Here is an 18,147-nt window from a genome sequence, read left to right on the forward strand (position 1 = left end):
CCTCGCCCGGCTGCGGTGACCCCGGGGCACCGTTCCACGACGCACGGCCGAACGGCGCGGCCCGCGGACCCTCCGGTCCCCGGGCCGCGCCGTCGTGTCACCGCGACGGGCTGACCGGCCCTCAGTCCTGGGTCGGGTCCGGCTCCAGTCCGGCCCGCAGCAGGCCGTAGGTGTAGGCGTCCTCCAGCCCCAGCCAGGAGGCGGCCACCACGTTGTCGGCCACCCCGACCGTGGACCAGGTGGCGGTGCCGTCGGTGGTCTCGATCAGCACCCGGGTCTTGGAGCCGGTGCCGTGCTGGCCCTCCAGGATGCGGACCTTGTAGTCCACCAACTCCAGCTTGGCCAGCTGCGGGTAGATCCGCTCCAGCGCGGTGCGCAGCGCCTTGTCCAGCGCGTCGACCGGGCCGTTGCCCTCGCCGGTGGCGAGCATCCGCTCGCCCTTGGCCCACAGCTTGACCGTAGCCTCGTTGCCCGCGCTGCCGCCCGGGCCCTGCTCGCTGATGGTGCGCCAGGACTCCAGGGCGAAGTAGCGCTCGCGGCGGCCGCGGACCTCGTCGCGCAGCAGCAGCTCGAAGGAGGCGTCGGCGGACTCGTAGGTGTAGCCGAGGTTCTCCTGCTCCTTGACCCTGGCCACCACCCGGCCGGCCAGGTCCCGGTCGGTGGAGAGGTCGTAGCCGAGCTCCTTGCCCTTGAGCTCCACCGAGGCGCGGCCGGCCATGTCGGAGACCAGCATCCGCATCGTGTTGCCGACCGTCTCCGGGTCGATGTGCTGGTAGAGGTCCGGGTCGACCTTGATCGCCGAGGCGTGCAGGCCGGCCTTGTGGGCGAAGGCCGAGAAGCCGACGTAGGGCTGGTGGGTGGAGGGGGCGAGGTTGACCACCTCGGCGATCGCGTGCGAGATCCGGGTCATCTCGGCGAGGCTGCCGGGCGGCAGCACCCGGCGGTCGCACTTGAGCTCCAGCGCGCCGACGACCGGGAAGAGGTTGGCGTTGCCGACCCGCTCGCCGTAGCCGTTGGCGGTGCACTGGACGTGGGTGGCGCCGGCCTCGACCGCGGCCAGGGTGTTGGCGACGGCGCAGCCGGTGTCGTCCTGGGCGTGGATGCCGAGCCGGGCGCCGGTCGCGGCGAGGACGTCGGCGACGGTGTCGCGCACGCCGGAGGGCAGCATCCCGCCGTTGGTGTCGCAGAGCACCACCACCTCGGCGCCGGCCTGGTGGGCGGTGCGGACCACGGCCAGCGCGTAGTCCCGGTTCGCCCGGTAGCCGTCGAAGAAGTGCTCGCAGTCGATGAAGACCCGGCGGCCCTGCGCCCGCAGGTGGGCGACGCTGTCCCGGACCATCTCCAGGTTCTCGTCCAGGGTGGTGCGCAGCGCCAGTTCGACGTGCCGGTCGTGGGCCTTGGCGACCAGGGTGATCACCGGTGCGCCGGAGTTGACCAGCGCGGCGAGCTGCGGGTCGTCGGCGGCGCGGCCGCCGGCCCGCCGGGTGGCGCCGAAGGCGACCAGCCGGGCGTGCCGGAGGTCCAGCTCCTCGGCGGCGCGGGCGAAGAACTCGGTGTCCCGGGGGTTGGCTCCGGGCCAGCCGCCCTCGATGAAGCCGACGCCGAACTCGTCCAGGTGCCGGGCGATGGCCAGCTTGTCGGCCACCGTGAGGTTGATGCCCTCACGCTGGGCGCCGTCGCGCAGGGTGGTGTCGAAGACGTGGAAGGCGTCGTCGGGGAGGTTGCTCGCCTGGGTCATGACCCTGGGTCTCCGTTCCGGGAGGTCGGTTTACTGCTCTGCCGGTTCTGATTCCGGCTCCACTGTCCAGCATCCCGCGCGCGCCCGGTGTCCCTCGGCCCCTTGTGGGGGCTCCGGCCGGTCCGGGGGAAACAAAAAGACCCCTCGCGGGTGCGAGAGGTCTGCGCGCGGGTCTGGACGCTGGTGGTCGCTGCTCCGCATCGGGTGGTGCGGGAGCGGTCACTGCGGACCGGCGCGCCTGCTGCTAATAATCAGCGAAAGCGAGGACACGTCGGCAGTCTGGCACATCGTCCGCGTCGCGGCCCGCCCGTCTCGGCATCCGGAACGGGCGGGCCGGGACGGGCGGGTGGAGCCGGGGCGCGCCGGGCGGGCTCGACGAGCGGCCCGCCCGGCGGGGCGGAATCAGACGATCCGGTGCAGCCAGCCGTGGGTGTCGGGGGCCTGGCCGCCCTGGATCGCGAGCAGGGCGCGGCGCAGCTCCATGGTGACCGGGCCGGGCTCGCCGGCGCCGACGGTCCAGTCGCCGCCGCGGGACTTGACCGAGCCGACCGGGGTGATCACGGCGGCGGTGCCGCAGGCGAAGACCTCGGTCAGGGTGCCGTCCGCGTTGCCCTGCTTCCACTCCTCGGTGGAGATCTTCCGCTCCTCGACCGCGTAGCCGAGGTCGGTGGCGAGCTGAAGCAGCGAGTCGCGGGTGATGCCGGGCAGCAGGGCGCCGGACAGCTCGGGGGTGACGATCCGGGCGTCCTTGCCCTCGCCGAGGACGAAGTAGAGGTTCATGCCGCCCATCTCCTCGATCCACCGGTGCTCGGCGGCGTCGAGCCAGACGACCTGGTCGCAGCCCTTGGCGGCGGCCTCGGCCTGGGCGACCAGGGAGGCAGCGTAGTTGCCGGCGCACTTGGCGGCACCGGTGCCGCCCGGGGCTGCGCGGACGTAGTCCTCGGAGAGCCAGACCGAGACCGGCTTGACGCCGCCCGGGAAGTAGGCGCCGGCCGGGGAGGCGATGATCATGAAGAGGTAGGAGTTGGCGGGCCGGACACCCAGGCCGACCTCGGTGGCGAACATGAACGGCCGCAGGTAGAGGCTCTGCTCCGGCTCGTTCGGGACCCAGGCCTGCTCCTGCTGGACCAGCAGCTCGACGGCCTCGACGAAGGCCTCGACCGGCAGCTCCGGCATCGCCAGCCGGCGGGCGGAGGCCTGGAAGCGCGCGGCGTTGGCCTCCGGGCGGAAGGTCGCGATCGAGCCGTCGGCCTGGCGGTAGGCCTTGAGGCCCTCGAAGATCGCCTGGCCGTAGTGCAGGGTCATGTTGGCCGGGTCCATCTCGATCGGCGCGTAGGGCGCCAGCTGGGCGTCGTGCCAGCCCACGCCCTCGGTCCAGCGGATGGTGACCATGTGGTCGGTGAACACGCGCCCGAAGCCCGGGTTGGCCAGCCGGGCCTCGCGCTCCGCCTGGGGCAGGGGGTGCGCGGAGGGCTTGAGGTCGAACGTGATGGGCGCCTGGGTGGGCGTGCTCATGGCTGTGTGTCCTTCACCGTGGGGTTGGTCCGGGCCGCCTCCGCCGGTGCTCGTCCCGGACTCTCGCTCCGGTACGGACGCACGACGGCACGGCCCACTGTCGATACTCGCATCCAGAGGGCCGTGCCGAACAGTCGCGGACTCCTTGGAGAACCGCAAGCTGCCGTTATGGGGTCCGGCCCTCGGGCCGGAACACCGTTTGTCGGGTCCCGGCCTCCTAGGCGGATACTCGGGCGGCGAGCGCGTCGCCGACCTGGGAAGTGGTACGGGTGCCGGTCCGCTCGGTGAGGTCCGCGGCGACCGCGGCCTCGATCCGGGCGGCCTCGGCGGCGTACCCGAGGTGGTCGAGGAGCATGGCGACCGACAGCACGGTGGCGGTCGGGTCGGCCTTGCCCTGGCCGGCGATGTCCGGGGCCGAGCCGTGCACGGGCTCGAACATCGACGGGAAGGCGCCGCTCGGGTTGATGTTGCCGCTGGCGGCCAGGCCGATCCCGCCGGTGACGGCGGCGGCCAGGTCGGTCAGGATGTCGCCGAACAGGTTGTCGGTCACGATGACGTCGAACCGCTCGGGCTGGGTGACGAAGAAGATGGTCGCCGCGTCGACGTGCAGGTAGTCGGTGGTGACCTCGGGGAACTCGGTGCCGACCTGCTCGAAGATCCGGGTCCACAGGTGGCCGGCGTGCACCAGCACGTTGTTCTTGTGCACCAGGGTCAGCTTCTTGCGCGGACGCGCCTGCGCCCGGCGGTAGGCGTCGCGCACCACGCGCTCGATGCCGAAGGCCGTGTTGAGGCTGACCTCGGTGGCCACCTCCTGCTCGGTACCGGTGCGCAGCGAGCCGCCGTTGCCGACGTACGGGCCCTCGGTGCCCTCGCGGACGACCACGAAGTCGATCTCCGGCTCGCCGGCCAGCGGCGACTTCACGCCCGGGAAGAGCCGGCCCGGCCGGAGGTTGATGTGGTGGTCGAAGGCGAACCGCAGCTTCAGCAGCAGCCCCCGCTCCAGCACTCCGGACGGCACGCTCGGGTCGCCGATGGCACCGAGCAGGATCGCGTCGTGGCCCTTGAGCTCGGCCAGGACGCTGTCCGGGAGGGTCTCACCGGTGCGGTGGTAACGCCGGGCGCCGAGGTCGAACTCGGTGCTCTCCAGCTTCACATCGGCGGGAAGCACCGCCTCCAGCACCTTGAGGCCCTCGGCCACCACTTCCTGGCCGATACCGTCACCGGGGACGACTGCGAGACGAATCGTGCGAGACATGCTCGGAGGCTACTCCGGCATCCCAGAGCCTGACATCCGCCGTCCGCCATTCGGACAGCACCCTTGGCGGGAGGCGATCAGGTGAGATCGATCTCGACCGGGAAGGGCCGGTCGAGCTTCAACTGCTTGTGGTGGATCCCGGTCAGCCCGTAGAGCCGGGTGGCCGGGTCGATCTCGTAGGTGTGGACGACCGCATGCCCGTGCTCGTCCTTCTCCACTCGCCAGAAGTGGGCGATGCCGGCGGCGGCGTACTTGCGCGGCTTGACCTCGCGGTCACGCTCGCGGGACTCCTCGGAAACGATCTCAACAGCGAGCAGGACGTCCTGTGCATCGCAGTAGGTGCCGTCGGGGCCGGTGTCCGCCTGCTCGTTCACGACGGTGAGGTCCGGCTCGGGGCGATTGCGCGTGTCGAGCCGGATCGTCATCTCCCGCCACGCCTGCCAACCGTCCGGGACCGCCGCCTCCAGGGCCCGCTCGAACCTACGGAGCATGCGCATGTGGAACAGGGTCTGCGGGCTCACGAAGATCAGGCTCCCGTCGAGCAGCTCGGTGTGCGGCGGGAGATCCGGCAGCCGGTCGAGGTCCTCGGCGGTGTACCCCTCGGTCGGGGGAATGATCCAATCAGGGTACGGCGCGACGCTCATGGTTCCTCCCATGCGGGCATCCTCGTGGCGGTTCCCAGGCTACTCGGACGATTCTCCCCCTACTTCACCCATTCGAGGGGGCGCCCGACGGTGGTCGCGCGCCCCCTCGGGTGCGGCTACGGCAGGGTCAGGATCTGGCTGCGGCGGCCCTCCGGGTTGAGGTGGTGGAGGAGGAGGACGCGGGACCGGTCGCCGTCGGTGCGGCGGATGTCGAGCAGGGTGGCGGGGTGAACGGGGGCGGCCAGGGCGGTGGGGCCGCCGGGGCCGGTGCGGATGTCGACGGCGGGGTGCAGGACGTCGACGGCCAGGGTGGGACGGGTGCCGCGCAGACCGATCGCGGAGAAGGCGTCGGCCGGGTCCCGACCGGCGCCGGACAGGCCGGTCCACACGGCGTAGTGGACCGTGCTGTGCCCGGCGCGGACGCCCGGGAGGACGGACAGCCGGACCGGAAGGACCACCGTGTCGGAGTCCAGCAGGGCGGTGTCGGTGTCGCCCCAGCGGGCGTTCAGCGGCTGGACGTCGAGTTCGGCGCCGGTGCGGGCGTCCAGGGTGCGGGCCACCAGGACGTCGCTGCCGCGCATCCGGTCGGCCTTGACCAGCACGTCGGTGGTGCCGTCCCCGTCGGTGTCCAGCACGGCCCGGACGCCGAACAGCCCGACCGGGGTGGCGGCCGGGGCCCAGACCTGGGCACCGAGGTAGAGCCGGCCCTCGGCGAGCGGGTCCCCGGCCACGGCGGGCGCGTCGGTGGCGACGCCGGCGGCCCGCAGGTTGGCCGCGCGGTCGCCGGGGCGCTCCACGCAGACGTCCCGCAGGTGCTCGGCCTCCTCGGTGCTGCCTTCCGGCACGAAGCCCGCGCCGGGGCCGACGGCCGCCCCGCTGTCCGGCGGGCAGTCCGCCCAGCGGGCGCCCTCCCCGCCGAGCACGAAGGCACTGAGCAGGCCCGGCGCGTCACCGGGCGCGTCGGTGCCGGTGAGCGCGACCACGGCCCCGGAGCGGGTGGTGCGGACCGGGGCGGTGGCGGCCAGGTCGGTGGCCGGGCGCGGGGCCGCGAACAGCGGCACCCGCAGGCCGGGGGCGGCCGGGTCGTCGGGGGTCAGCAGCAGCCGGCCGGAGAGCTCGCCCCGGTAGCTGCGGGCCCGGCCGCCTTGGACGGTGGCGATCGTCGGGTCCGGGGCACGGCCGAGCGCGCCGGGCACGCTCAGGGTGACCCGGACCCGCGCGGTGCCGCCGGGCGGCACCTCGATCCGGTCGGGCGCGAGCTCGAAGCGGGCGCCGGGCAGCTCGGTGGCGGCCGCGTAGCCGGTCCGGTAGGCGACCGGGGCCGCGGACAGGTTGCGGACCTCGACCTCGCGCACCAGGGCGAGCGGCCCGGTGACGGCGACCGGGCCGAAGGAGACGCCGACGGCCCCCTCCACCGCGCCCTCCCCCGCCGCGTAGGCGACGGCCGGGGTGCGGACGGACCGGTCGACGGCGGCCCGGCCGGCGCCGGTGCGCTCGGGCCCGTAGACCGGGCCGGTGGCGCCGTCGCCGAGCCAGGTGTCCCCGGCGGTGTTCATCAGCGCGGCCTTGACCTGCTCGACGGTCCAGCCGGGGTGGGCCGCGCGGACCAGCGCGGCCAGGCCGGCGGCGTGCGGGGTGGCCATCGAGGTGCCGTCCTCGCGCTGGCCGCCGGTGCCGCTGCCGACCCGGGCCGACCAGATGGTCTCGCCGGGGGCGGCGAGGTCCGGCTTGACCACCCCGGGCACGCCGATGCCGCGGGAGGTGAAGTCGGTGAGGGTGTCGAGCCGCTGGGGCTGGTCCTGGGCGACGACGCCGTGCAGCGGGTTGCCCGGCGCGGCGAGGCGGACCCGGACCGGGCCGGCGGCGGCGCCCGCGCGAAGCCGTTCGCCGTCGGCGCGGGCGAGCAGGGCCAGCGGGACCCGGTCGTTGCCGGCGATCTCGGCGAGGTGGTCGTCGTCGGCCGCGAGCAGGGCGCCGAGCGCGCCGGCCCCGGCGACGTGGTCGGCGCGCGGGCCCGAGCCGCAGGCGCGCTCGGACTCGCGGGTGCTCCAGGCGAGCACGGCGATCCGCCCGGCGAGCCGCTGCCGGTCGGCCTCGGAGAAGGCCGTGCAGCCGTCCCGCTGGTCGGCGGGCAGGGCGAGCTCGCCGGCCACGTCGGCGGTGGACCAGTCCTGGTAGCGGGCGCTCCAGTGGGCCGGCACGACCCCGGCCAGCGGCTGCGGGTCGAGCACGGTGAGGCCGTCGGCGTCGCTGTGCGGGTCGACCGAGGCGGCGACGGCGAGCGCCCTGGCGGCGGTGCCGGGGCTGCCGCCGATGGCGTACACGTCGCCCTCGTTGCCCGCGGCGGCGACCACCACGGTGCCGAGCGCGGCGAGCCGGTCGACGGCGAGGGCGTCGGCGTCGTCGGTGGCGCCGAAGCGGCTGCCGAGCGAGAGGTTCAGGACGTCGAGCCGGTCGCTCGGGTCGCCGTCGCCGTCCGGGTCGGCGGCCAGGTCGAGGGCCTCGCCGAGCTGGTCGGTGGAGCCGTCGCAGCCGAACACCCGGATCGCGTACAACTGGGCGCCGGGCGCGGCGCCGGGGCCGACCCGGAAGCCGGCCGGGTCCAGGCCGGGCCGGTAGGGGCCCCGGTAGGGCTGTCCGTCGGTGGTGACGCCGAGGCCGGCGGCGGTGCCGGCCACATGGGTGCCGTGGCCGTTGCGGACGCAGTCGATCGGGTTCTCGTCCGGGTGCGGCTCGGGCTGGTAGTGCGGGGAGGACGGGTCGGGCTGGTAGTCGTCGCCGACCAGGTCGCGGCCGCCGGTCACCTTGGCGCTCGGGAAGAGGCCGGCCGGCGCGGGCTTCGCCCCGTCGACGGAGCGGAACGCCTCCTCGGTGCCGGGGCCGCCGAAGTCGGCGTGGGTGTAGTCGATGCCGCTGTCCGCGATGCCGATCCGCACGCCCCGGCCGGTGTCGCCGCCGTCCGGGCCGCCGTCGGAGGAGCCGCCCGTCCAGACCTCGGGCGCGCCGGTGACCGGCACCGAGTGGGCGTTGTCCCGCTGCTTGCGGACGATCGGGTGAACGGCCGCGACCCCGGGCAGGGTGCGCAGCGCGGGCAGCCGGTCGGCGGGGGCGTTGACCGCGAGTCCGGTGACCAGGGTGCGGGTGCGGTAGAGCTCCCGGGCGGCGGGGACGGCCTCGTGGACGGCGTCGGCCAGGCGGTCCAGCGCCGTGGAGGCGCGGGTCCGCTGGGCGGCGCCGGCCCGGGCGGCCTCGCCCCGGACGGCCTCCGGGGAGCGCCGGTTGCGGCGGGCCTCGTCCCCGGCCCGGCGCCAGGCGGGGGCGACCGGTTCGGTGGCGAGTTCCAGCAGGACGGCGACGGGTCCGGCGGCGGAGCGGCCCGGCGGGGCCGACGGGGACGTCGGCGGGCTGCCGGTGGCCGGGGCGGCCCCGGTGAGCAGGGCCGGTCCGGCGAGCAGGGTGAGCGTCAGGCCGAGCCGGGCAAGCGGTCGGCGGACGACGGGATGGCGCATGGTCCTCTCCCCCGGCCGGGGGAACTGATCCGCATCCGGTGCCGCTGACGCCCGCCCGCGCGGCCGTCGATCACCCTTCCGGGGGCCCCAAATTAGGAATATCGCGCCGGTCCGGGCGAGTAACTTCCACCGAACGGCGGCAACTTGCACTCCTGGGAGTGACCCTCCGTCAGTCCGTCCGGCCCATTCGGCGGATGAACGCCGAACGGGCCGGAGGCGGCCCGTCGGAGCCGGCCGACCAGGGGCCGCCGGTCAGTGGCCGGTGGTCAGTGGCGGCCGGTCAGTGGCCGGTGGCGCCGCCGTTGTCGCGGCGGTCCAGCGCCCGCTGGAGCGCGGCGGCGGCGAAGGGGTTCCGCTCCACGGCCCGGCGGCGGCGGGGGGCGCGGGTCTGCGGGGCGGCGGGGGCGGAAGCGGCGTGGCGGTCGGCGGTCGGGGGCATACCGGGGCTCCTTGGTTCGATACGCGCCGTGGGAAACGGACGCGGCGGGGTGGGGAGGAGGGGGGTAGGTACACCGGGCAGGGGTCTCCCGCCCATCGGGTGCGGACGCGCGCACGGGCCGGACGCCCTGGCTACAGGGGCGGCACACCGTGCGGCTGACTCCACGGTACGACCCGCGCTCAGCCGTGTCTGCACGAATACTTGGATTTCCTACTATCTGAGACGGCCGTCACCCGGAGGAACGCGCCAGGGCCCGGACCGCCGTGCGAACGGCGGTCCGGGCCCTGGTCAGGGATGGTGCGGGGTAGTGCGGGGTGACGCGTGGCGGTGCGGGGCTCAGGCGCCGAGGTCGACCGAGCGGGCGAAGCGGGCGCCGATCTCGGCCGCGATCGCCGACAGCACCTCCTGCGGGATCTCGCTGTCCACAGTGAGGGAGGCGAGCGCGCCGCTGCCGTCGCGGGCGACCTGCATGCCGGCGATGTTGATGCCGGCGTCACCGAGGTGGCGGCCGAGGACGCCGACCACACCGGGCCGGTCCTCGTACTTGAAGAAGGCCATGTGGTCGGTGAGCGCCACGTCCACGTCGAAGGCGTCCACGCCGACGATCTTCTGGACCTGCTTGGGGCCGGCCAGCGTGCCGGAGATGGCGATCTCCTCGCCGTCCGCCAGGGTGCCGCGCACGGTGATGACGTTGCGGTGCTCGGGGCTCTCGCTGGAGGTGGTCAGCCGCACCTCGACGCCGCGCTCCTGGGCGAACAGCGGGGCGTTGACGTAGGACACCGTCTCCGCCACGACGTCCTCGAACACACCCTTGAGGGCGGACAGTTCGAGCACCTTGACGTCGTGCTGGGTGATCTCGCCGCGCACCTCGACGTCGAGCCGGACGGCGACCTCGCCGGCCAGCGCGGTGAAGATCCGGCCGAGCTTCTCGGCCAGCGGCAGGCCCGGCCGGACGTCCTCGGCGATCACGCCGCCCTGGACGTTGACCGCGTCCGGCACCAGCTCGCCGGCCAGCGCCAGGCGGACCGACCGGGCCACGGCGATGCCGGCCTTCTCCTGGGCCTCGTCGGTGGAGGCGCCCAGGTGCGGGGTGGCCACCACGTTGTCGAGGGCGAACAGCGGCGAGTCGGTGCACGGCTCCTTGGCGTACACGTCCAGGCCGGCGCCGGCCACCCGGCCGTCGCGCAGGGCGCTGAGCAGCGCCGCCTCGTCGACGATACCGCCGCGGGCGGCGTTGACGATCCGGACGGTCGGCTTGACCTTGTGCAGCGCCTCGTCGCCGATCAGGCCGATGGTCTCCGGGGTCTTCGGGAGGTGGACGGTGATGAAGTCCGAGACCTCCAGCAGCTCCTCCAGCGAGACCAGCTTGACGCCCATCTGCGCGGCGCGGGCGGCCTGGATGTAGGGGTCGTACGCGACGATCTTCATGCCGAAGGCGGACATCCGCTGGGCGACCAGCACGCCGATCCGGCCGAGGCCGACGACGCCGAGGACCTTCTCGCTGAGCTCCACGCCGGTGTACTTGTTGCGCTTCCACTCGCCGCCCTTGAGCGCGGCGTTGGCCGGCGCGATGTTGCGGGCGACGGAGATCAGCAGACCGCAGGCGAGCTCGGCGGCGGTGACGATGTTGGAGGTCGGCGCGTTCACGACCATGACGCCGGCCTTGGTGGCGGCGGAGACGTCCACGTTGTCCAGGCCGACGCCGGCGCGGGCGACCACCTTGAGCTTGCGGGCCGCGGCCAGCGCCTCGGCGTCGACCTTGGTGGCGGAGCGGACCAGGATCGCGTCCACGTCCGCGATGGCGGTCAGCAGTTCGGTGCGGTCCGCACCGTTGCAGTGCCGGATCTCGAAGTCCGGGCCGAGGGCGTCGACGGTGGCGGGCGACAGCTCTTCGGCGATCAGTACTACGCCAGATTTCACAGTTGTAGCAGCGCTCACGACAGTGTGTCCTTAACTGTCCGGTTCTCCCCGGATCCGGGCACGAGGGTGGCCTTGCCGGGCGGGGGGAAGGTGGCATGCCGCGTAGCTAGACGCACGACGCTGTGGGCCTGACGCGCACTCGGAAGTGTATCGACGGGCTGGGTAACGGGCTGCTCCCGTCCGGCAAAATCACCCGGACGGGAGCCGCCTTGTTGTACAAGGGGGATACAAACCCGCGAGGGCCCTCCCCCGAGGCCTTACGCCTCTTCCTTGACCCAGCTCATGAGCTTGCGGAGCTTCTTGCCGGTGGTCTCCAGCAGGTGGTCCTCGTCGGCCTTCTTGTACTCGTTGTACTTGGGCAGACCGGCCTTGTACTCGGCGATCCAGGTGTTGGCGAAGGTGCCGTCCTGGATCTCGGTGAGGACCTTCTTCATCTCGGCCTTGGTGTCGGCGGTGATGATCCGCGGGCCGGTGACGTAGTCGCCCCACTCGGCGGTCTCGGAGACCGACCAGCGCATCTTCTCCAGGCCGCCCTCGTACATCAGGTCGACGATGAGCTTCAGCTCGTGCAGGCACTCGAAGTAGGCGATCTCCGGCTGGTAGCCGGCCTCGACCAGGGTCTCGAAGCCGGCCTTCACCAGGGCGGCGGTGCCACCGCAGAGGACGGCCTGCTCACCGAACAGGTCGGTCTCGGTCTCCTCGGTGAAGGTGGTCTTGATGACGCCGGCCTTGGTGGCGCCCAGGCCCTTGGCGTAGGACAGCGCCAGGTCGAAGGCCTTGCCGGTGGCGTCCTGCTCGACCGCGACGATCGCGGGGACGCCGCGGCCCTCCTCGTACTGGCGGCGGACCAGGTGGCCCGGGCCCTTCGGGGCGACCATGCAGACGTCGACGTCGGCCGGGGGCTTGATGAAGCCGAAGCGGATGTTCAGGCCGTGGCCGAAGAACAGGGCGTCGCCGGCCTTCAGGTGCGGGGCGATGTCCGCCTCGTAGACGTCCGCCTGGATCGGGTCCGGCACCAGGATCATGATGACGTCGGCCTCGGCCGCGGCCTCGGCGGGGGTGACCACGCGCAGGCCGGCCTCCTCGGCCTTGGCGCGGGACTTGGACTCCGGCTTCAGGCCGACCCGGACGTCCGCGCCCGAGTCGCGCAGGGACAGCGCGTGGGCGTGGCCCTGGCTGCCGTAGCCGATGACCGCGACCTTGCGGCCCTGGATGATGGACAGGTCGGCGTCGTCTTCGTAGAACAGCTCGGCCACGGGGGCACATCTCCTTGCGAGTGGATTGCCGGGTCTGCGGTGGTTCCTACCGTATGCGGATCCGGCGTCGGGGTGGGGCGGTGCTTCAGGGTTTGAGACGGCGGCGCGTCCCGGAGGGGCGAGGACCGGTCGGGTCCTAGGCGCTGCGGTCGAGGGCGCGCAGCGAGCGGTCCGTGATCGAACGGGCGCCGCGGCCGATGGCGACCAGGCCGGACTGGACCAACTCCTTGATGCCGTAGGGCTCCAGCATCCGGAGCATGGCCTCCAGCTTGTCCGAGCTGCCGGTGGCCTCGATGGTCACCGCGTCCGGGGACACGTCGACCGTCTTGGCACGGAACAGCTGGACGATCTCGACGATCTGCGACCGGGTGTCGTTGTCGGCCCGGACCTTCACCAGGACCAGTTCCCGCTGGATCGCAGCGGACTGGTCGAGTTCGACGATCTTTATCACGTTGACGAGCTTGTTGAGCTGCTTGGTGACCTGTTCCAACGGGAGGTCCTCGACGTTGACCACGATGGTCATCCGGGAGATGTCCGGGTGCTCGGTCGGGCCGACGGCGAGGGAGTCGATGTTGAAGCCCCGACGGGAGAACAGCGCGGCGATCCGGGCGAGCACGCCGGGCTTGTTCTCGACCAGGACGGAGAGGGTGTGCTTGGACATGGGTCGTGGGTTCCCTTGGTCGTTCCGGAAGGGGCTCAGTCGAGGTCGTCGCCGAAGTCGGGACGGACGCCGCGGGCGAACTGGATCTCGTCGTTGCTGGTGCCGGCCGCGACCATCGGCCAGACCATGGCGTCCTGGTGGACGATGAAGTCGATGACCACCGGGCGGTCGTTGATCTCCATCGCCTGCTTGATCACCGCGTCGAGGTCCTCGGGGCGCTCGCAGCGCAGGCCGACGCAGCCCATCGCCTCGGCCAGCAGCACGAAGTCGGGGATCCGGGTGCCCTGGGCCGGCGGCTCGATGCCGTCGTGGCCGGGACCGGCGTGCAGCACGGTGTTGGAGTAGCGCTGGTTGTAGAACAGCGTCTGCCACTGCCGGACCATGCCCAGCGAGCCGTTGTTGATGACCGCGACCTTGATCGGGATGTCGTTCAGGGCGCAGGTGACCAGCTCCTGGTTGGTCATCTGGAAGCAGCCGTCGCCGTCGATCGCCCAGACCGCGGCCTCGGGCCGGCCGGCCTTGGCGCCCATCGCGGCCGGGACCGCGTAGCCCATGGTCCCGGCACCGCCGGAGTTGAGCCAGGTGCCCGGCTTCTCGAACCGGATGAACTGCGAGCTCCACATCTGGTGCTGGCCGACGCCCGCCGCGTAGACGGCGTCCGGGCCGACCAGCCGGCCGATCCGCTCGATCACCTGCTGCGGGGAGAGCTGGCCGCCGGGCGCGGGCTCGTAGCCGACCGGGTAGGTGGTCTTCCACTCGTCGAGCCGCTCCCACCAGTCGCCGTAGTCGCCCTTGTGGCCGGCGTCGAACTCGGCCTGGACGGCGACGATCAGGTCGGCCAGCACCTCGCGGGCGTCACCGACGATCGGCACGTCCGCCGGGCGGTTCTTGCCGATCTCGGCCGGGTCGATGTCCGCGTGGACGACCTTGGCGTACGGCGCGAAGCTGTCCAGCTTGCCGGTGACCCGGTCGTCGAAGCGGGCGCCGAGGGTGAAGAGCAGGTCGGCCTTCTGGAGCGCGGTGACGGCCGGCACGGAGCCGTGCATGCCGGGCATGCCCAGGTGCTGCGGGTGGCTGTCCGGGAAGGCGCCGAGCGCCATCAGGGTGGTGACCACCGGGGCGCCGGTCAGCTCGGCCAGGATGCGCAGCTCGGCGGTGGCGCCGGCCTTCATGACGCCGCCGCCGACGTACAGGACCGGGCGCTTGGCGGTGACCAGCATCTTGGCCGCCTCGCGGATCTGCTTGGCGTGCGGCTTGGTCACCGGGCGGTAGCCGGGCAGCGAGGTCTCGACCGGCCAGCGGAAGGTGGTGGTGGCCTGCAGGGCGTCCTTGGCGATGTCGACCAGGACCGGGCCGGGGCGGCCGGTGGCGGCGATGTGGAACGCCTCGGCGATCACCCGGGGGATCTCGGCCGGGTCGGTGACCAGGTAGTTGTGCTTGGTGATCGGCATCGTGATGCCGCAGATGTCCGCCTCCTGGAAGGCGTCCGTGCCGATCGCCTTGGAGGTGACCTGGCCGGTGATGGCGACGATCGGCACCGAGTCCATGTACGCGTCGGCGATCGGGGTGACCAGGTTGGTCGCGCCCGGACCGGAGGTCGCCATGCAGACGCCGACCCGGCCGGTGGCCTGCGCGTAGCCGGTGGCGGCGTGGCCGGCGCCCTGCTCGTGACGGACCAGGATGTGGCGCACCTTGGTGGAGTCCATCAGCGGGTCGTACGCGGGAAGGATGGCCCCGCCCGGGATGCCGAAGACGGTGTCCGCACCGACGGCCTCCAGCGAGCGGATGAGCGACTGGGCGCCGGTCATGGTCTCGACGACGTGCTGAGGAGCGGGAGCGTGGGCGGCCGGGGTGTCCCCGCGGCGGGGGGATGCGGCGTGCTCGGTCATCTGCCTGTCTCTTCTCGGTTCTGGCCGGCCCGGTGGTTTGCGGGCCCCGGGGGGGTCGAGGGTGGGGTCCCGCTTGCGGGCCGATCGCCGGCTCTGCCCCAATCGTCCCTTTCGCGGGGCCTCGGGGCCAGGGGTCTTGCGGTGGTGGAACAGCGTCGGTGCAACAAAAAACCCCTCGTGCCCAAGGGCATGCGAGGGGTGGCGCGTCGGTCTGTCACGAACGGGGCAGGGCCCGCTCAGCCGACGCGCCCGCCAAGTACGAGAATTCGGGTGCGCATGGCAACGACCTTCCTCCCGCCGAGGGTCGGCTGTCAAGCAGGTGGGACGGCCGTCTCGCCATGCGGACCGGCTCCCGGACCTGCCACGGCCGGGTGTTCGGGCAGGTCGGAGCCGTTGTGGTGAGGTGCGACACGCCCCGCGGCGGCCTCGCCGCGGCCACTCGTCCGGGTGTCCGCGGCCAGGAAGGCGCGCCGCGCGGGCAGCGGGCCGAGCGGCCTCGGCACCGGATACGCGCGGCGGGCCAGCTCGCGCCGGAGCCGGATCTCGTCCAGCGGCGCGGAGAACGCCGAGCCCTGCACCTGGCGGCAGCCCAGCTCCTGCAGCACGGCCACCTGGCGCGGCAGGTCGACGCCCTCGGCGGCGGTGACCAGCCCGAGGTCCCGGCCGAGCCGCAGGGCGTGCCCGGCGAGGGTCCGGGCGAGCGCGGACTCGCCCAGGTCCTGGACCAGCGAGCGGTCCAGCTTGAGGCCGTCGAAGGGGAGCCGGACCAGTGTGCCGAGCGAGCCCCGGCCGGCCCCGAAGCCGGCCAGCGCGGTACCGACGCCGAGCCGGCGCAGCGCGTCCAGCCGGCGGCCGAGCTCGTCCGCCAGGTCGTCCGGGCCGGTCCTGGCCACCTCGACGATCAGCTGGCCGCCGGGCAGCCCGCTGTCCCGCAGGGCCGCGACCACCGCCTCGTAGAGCCCGGGCGCGCACAGCCGCTCGGCCGACAGCCGGACCGACACCGGGACCGGCGGCGGGACGGCGCGGCCCCGGACGGGCAGGCCCCGGCGCAGCGCGGCGGCGGTCACCGCCTCGCGGACCAGCCAGCGGGAGAACCGCGCGGCGGCGTCGCCCGGCTCGGTGGAGCGCAGGAACTCCGCGGGGGTGAGCAGCAGGCCCTGTGCGGAGCGCCAGCGGGCCTGGGCCTCGACGGCGGTGACCGCGCCGGTGGTGAGGTCCACCACGGGCTGGTGGAGCAGGGTGAAGCCGCCCTCGCGGACCGCCGCGCGGAGCCGTTCGTCCAGCTCGGTGCGGCGCTCCAGGTCGGCGCGCATGGCCGGGGTGTAGAGCATCACCCGGCCCTTGCCCTCGGACTTGGCGCGGTACATCGCGAGGTCGGCGTTGCGCATCAGCTCGTCGGCGGCGGCGCGCGGGTCGGCGGCCGGACCGCGTTCCGGGGTGCCGAAGGCGATCCCGATGCTGGCGGCGACGCTGAGTTCGCTGCCGCCGATCCAGTAGGGCTCGGAGAGCGCGGCGCGCAGCCGTTCGGCGAGCTCCTGGACCTGGAGCCGGCCGAGCGGGCCGCAGACCAGGGCGGCGAACTCGTCGCCGCCGAAGCGGGCGACGGTGTCCCCGCAGCGGACGGCGCCCTGGAGCCGGCGGGCGGCCTGGACCAGCAGCTCGTCGCCGACCTGGTGGCCGGCGGTGTCGTTGACCGCCTTGAAGCCGTCCAGGTCGAGGAAGAGCACGGCGACCCCGGAGCCCGCCTCGTCCTGCGGGCCGCGGGCGGCCAGGGCGGCCCGCAGCCGCTGGGTGAACAGCGCCCGGTTGGGCAGGTCGGTGAGCGGGTCGTGGAACGCGTTGTGCTGCAACTGGGCCTGCAGCATGACCCGTTCGGTGACGTCGCGGCTGTTCAGGATCAGGCCGTCGCGGTACCGGTCGACGGTCGACTCGACGTGCAGCCACTCGCCGCCGCCGGAGCCGATCCGGCACTCCACCCGGGCCGCGGGCAGCGGCTCGGCGCCCGGGTCGCGGTGGGCGGCGAGCCGCCCCCGGGCGAGGAAGCGGCGGACCTCCAGCAGCACCCGGTCGACGTCCTCGGGGTGGATGAGGTCGAGCAGGTTGCCGCCGACGAGCTCCTCCGGGTCCCGCCCGTAGACGCCGAGCGCGGCCGGGGAGACGTAGGAGAGCACACCGTTGGCGCCGGCGATCATGATGACGTCGCTGGAGCCCTGCACCAGGGAGCGGAAGTGCGCCTCCTTGTGGGCGAGTTCCTGGGCCAGCGAGAGGTTGTCGAGCAGCATGATGCCCTGGCGCAGGATCAGCGCCAGGCCGACGGTGCAGGCCGCCGAGGCCACCACCCGGTCCAGCGAGCGCCCGCCGAGGGCGTTGTAGAGGATCCCGGCGGTGCAGACGGCGGCGGCCGCGTACGGGGTGAGCGCGCTGAAGGTGGTGGCGACCCGGCGGCGGGGCAGCCCGCCGAGCGCCGGGTGCTCGCGCAGCGGGCGGCGCCAGCGCGGGGACCACGGGGCCCAGGCGAGCAGCAGGCTGCCGGCGAACCAGCCGGCGTCCAGGAGTTCCCCGGAGTGGTAGCTGCTGCGAAGCTCGGGCGAGGTGAACAGGGCGTCGCAGAGCACGGTGACGGCGAGGCCGACCATGGCGGTGTGGACGGCGGCGCGGTTGCCGTCCCGGCCGCCGAAGCGCAGGCCGACGACCAGCGAGACGAGCAGGATGTCCAGCACCGGGTAGGCCAGGTTGAGGGCCAGCCGCAGCGGGGAGCCGTCCTCGCCGGCGGCGGTGCGGCCGAGGGCGAGGCTCCAGCTGAGGGTGAACAGCGAGCCGGCCACCAGCCAGCCGTCCAGCAGCAGGCAGAGCCAGCCGGCGGCGGTGCGCGGGCGCTGGGCCAGCACCAGGACGCCGGTGATGGCCAGCGGGGCGAACAGCAGGAAGGCGTACTCGGCCAGCGAGTTGGGCGGCAGCTGGGTCCGCTCGACCAGCTCGTACCAGCCCCAGGTGCCGTTGCCGAAGGCGACCATGAGCGAGGAGAGGCCGAACAGCAGCCAGGCCGGGCGGGCGTGGCCGCCGACGGTACAGCCGTAGGCGAGACAGGAGAGCGCGGCGGCGAGGGCGGCCGCCGCCAGGCCGAAGTCGCCCATGAAGACGGCGACCTGGCGCGAGCCCCAGCCGAGTGCGGCGCCGAGGGCGTAGGCGAGGCAGAGCACGCCGAGGACGGCGCCCGGCAGCTTGCGGCTGCAGAGCGCCCGGCGGAGCGGTCCGGGTCTCGCGCCGCCGCCGGCCGGACGGTACGGGGGCGGGCCGCCCGCGCGGACGCCGCGTGGGCGC

At 73.6% G+C, this 18,147-nt stretch carries 11 protein-coding genes; all 11 read right to left on the reverse strand.

The genetic code is table 11. From position 1 onward, the window contains the following. Nucleotides 1-121: 121 nt before the first annotated feature. The 11 genes from cimA to BI06_RS16420 all read right to left on the reverse strand — a co-directional run bounded on the left by cimA (nucleotide 122) and on the right by BI06_RS16420 (nucleotide 18,047). Entirely contained in the window at nucleotides 122-1,738 is a 1,617-nt protein-coding gene (gene cimA, locus BI06_RS16375) for a citramalate synthase (protein WP_030392691.1), read from the reverse strand. Between the two features lie 402 nt (nucleotides 1,739-2,140). Further along, nucleotides 2,141-3,253 (reverse strand): branched-chain amino acid aminotransferase, encoded by a 1,113-nt coding sequence (locus BI06_RS16380; protein WP_030392692.1) that lies wholly within the window; start codon nucleotides 3,251-3,253, stop codon nucleotides 2,141-2,143. A gap of 217 nt (nucleotides 3,254-3,470) precedes the next feature. Further along, the gene (locus BI06_RS16385; RefSeq protein ID WP_043468796.1) at nucleotides 3,471-4,508 is read right to left on the reverse strand and encodes a 3-isopropylmalate dehydrogenase; all 1,038 of its coding nucleotides are present in this window, start codon (nucleotides 4,506-4,508) and stop codon (nucleotides 3,471-3,473) included. Nucleotides 4,509-4,585: 77 nt separating this feature from the next. Continuing rightward, nucleotides 4,586-5,152, reverse strand: coding sequence for a Uma2 family endonuclease (locus tag BI06_RS16390; protein ID WP_043468799.1), 567 nt, complete (start codon nucleotides 5,150-5,152; stop codon nucleotides 4,586-4,588). A 116-nt stretch (nucleotides 5,153-5,268) separates the two neighbouring features. Further along, a complete protein-coding gene (locus BI06_RS16395; protein WP_043468802.1) occupies nucleotides 5,269-8,661 on the reverse strand; it encodes a S8 family serine peptidase in 3,393 nt (1,130 codons plus the stop codon). A 280-nt stretch (nucleotides 8,662-8,941) separates the two neighbouring features. Continuing rightward, nucleotides 8,942-9,100 carry a hypothetical protein gene (locus BI06_RS52430; protein ID WP_157855184.1) on the reverse strand — a complete coding sequence of 53 codons (159 nt, stop codon included), beginning with the start codon at nucleotides 9,098-9,100 and terminating at the stop codon, nucleotides 8,942-8,944. A gap of 336 nt (nucleotides 9,101-9,436) precedes the next feature. Beyond that, a complete protein-coding gene (serA, locus tag BI06_RS16400; protein ID WP_030392696.1) occupies nucleotides 9,437-11,020 on the reverse strand; it encodes a phosphoglycerate dehydrogenase in 1,584 nt (527 codons plus the stop codon). 257 nt (nucleotides 11,021-11,277) lie between these two features. Next, nucleotides 11,278-12,276, reverse strand: coding sequence for a ketol-acid reductoisomerase (ilvC, locus tag BI06_RS16405; protein WP_043468805.1), 999 nt, complete (start codon nucleotides 12,274-12,276; stop codon nucleotides 11,278-11,280). Nucleotides 12,277-12,412: 136 nt separating this feature from the next. After that, entirely contained in the window at nucleotides 12,413-12,937 is a 525-nt protein-coding gene (ilvN, locus tag BI06_RS16410) for an acetolactate synthase small subunit (protein WP_030392698.1), read from the reverse strand. Between the two features lie 35 nt (nucleotides 12,938-12,972). Further along, the gene (locus BI06_RS16415) at nucleotides 12,973-14,826 is read right to left on the reverse strand and encodes an acetolactate synthase large subunit (RefSeq protein WP_030392699.1); all 1,854 of its coding nucleotides are present in this window, start codon (nucleotides 14,824-14,826) and stop codon (nucleotides 12,973-12,975) included. A gap of 311 nt (nucleotides 14,827-15,137) precedes the next feature. Then, complete coding sequence (locus BI06_RS16420) at nucleotides 15,138-18,047, reverse strand: bifunctional diguanylate cyclase/phosphodiesterase (RefSeq protein WP_082558511.1); 2,910 nt, start codon at nucleotides 18,045-18,047, stop codon at nucleotides 15,138-15,140. Nucleotides 18,048-18,147: the final 100 nt, after the last annotated feature.

The organism is Kitasatospora sp. MBT66 (assembly GCF_000710405.2).
In the GTDB taxonomy this organism is placed as follows: Bacteria; Actinomycetota; Actinomycetes; order Streptomycetales; family Streptomycetaceae; genus Kitasatospora; species Kitasatospora purpeofusca.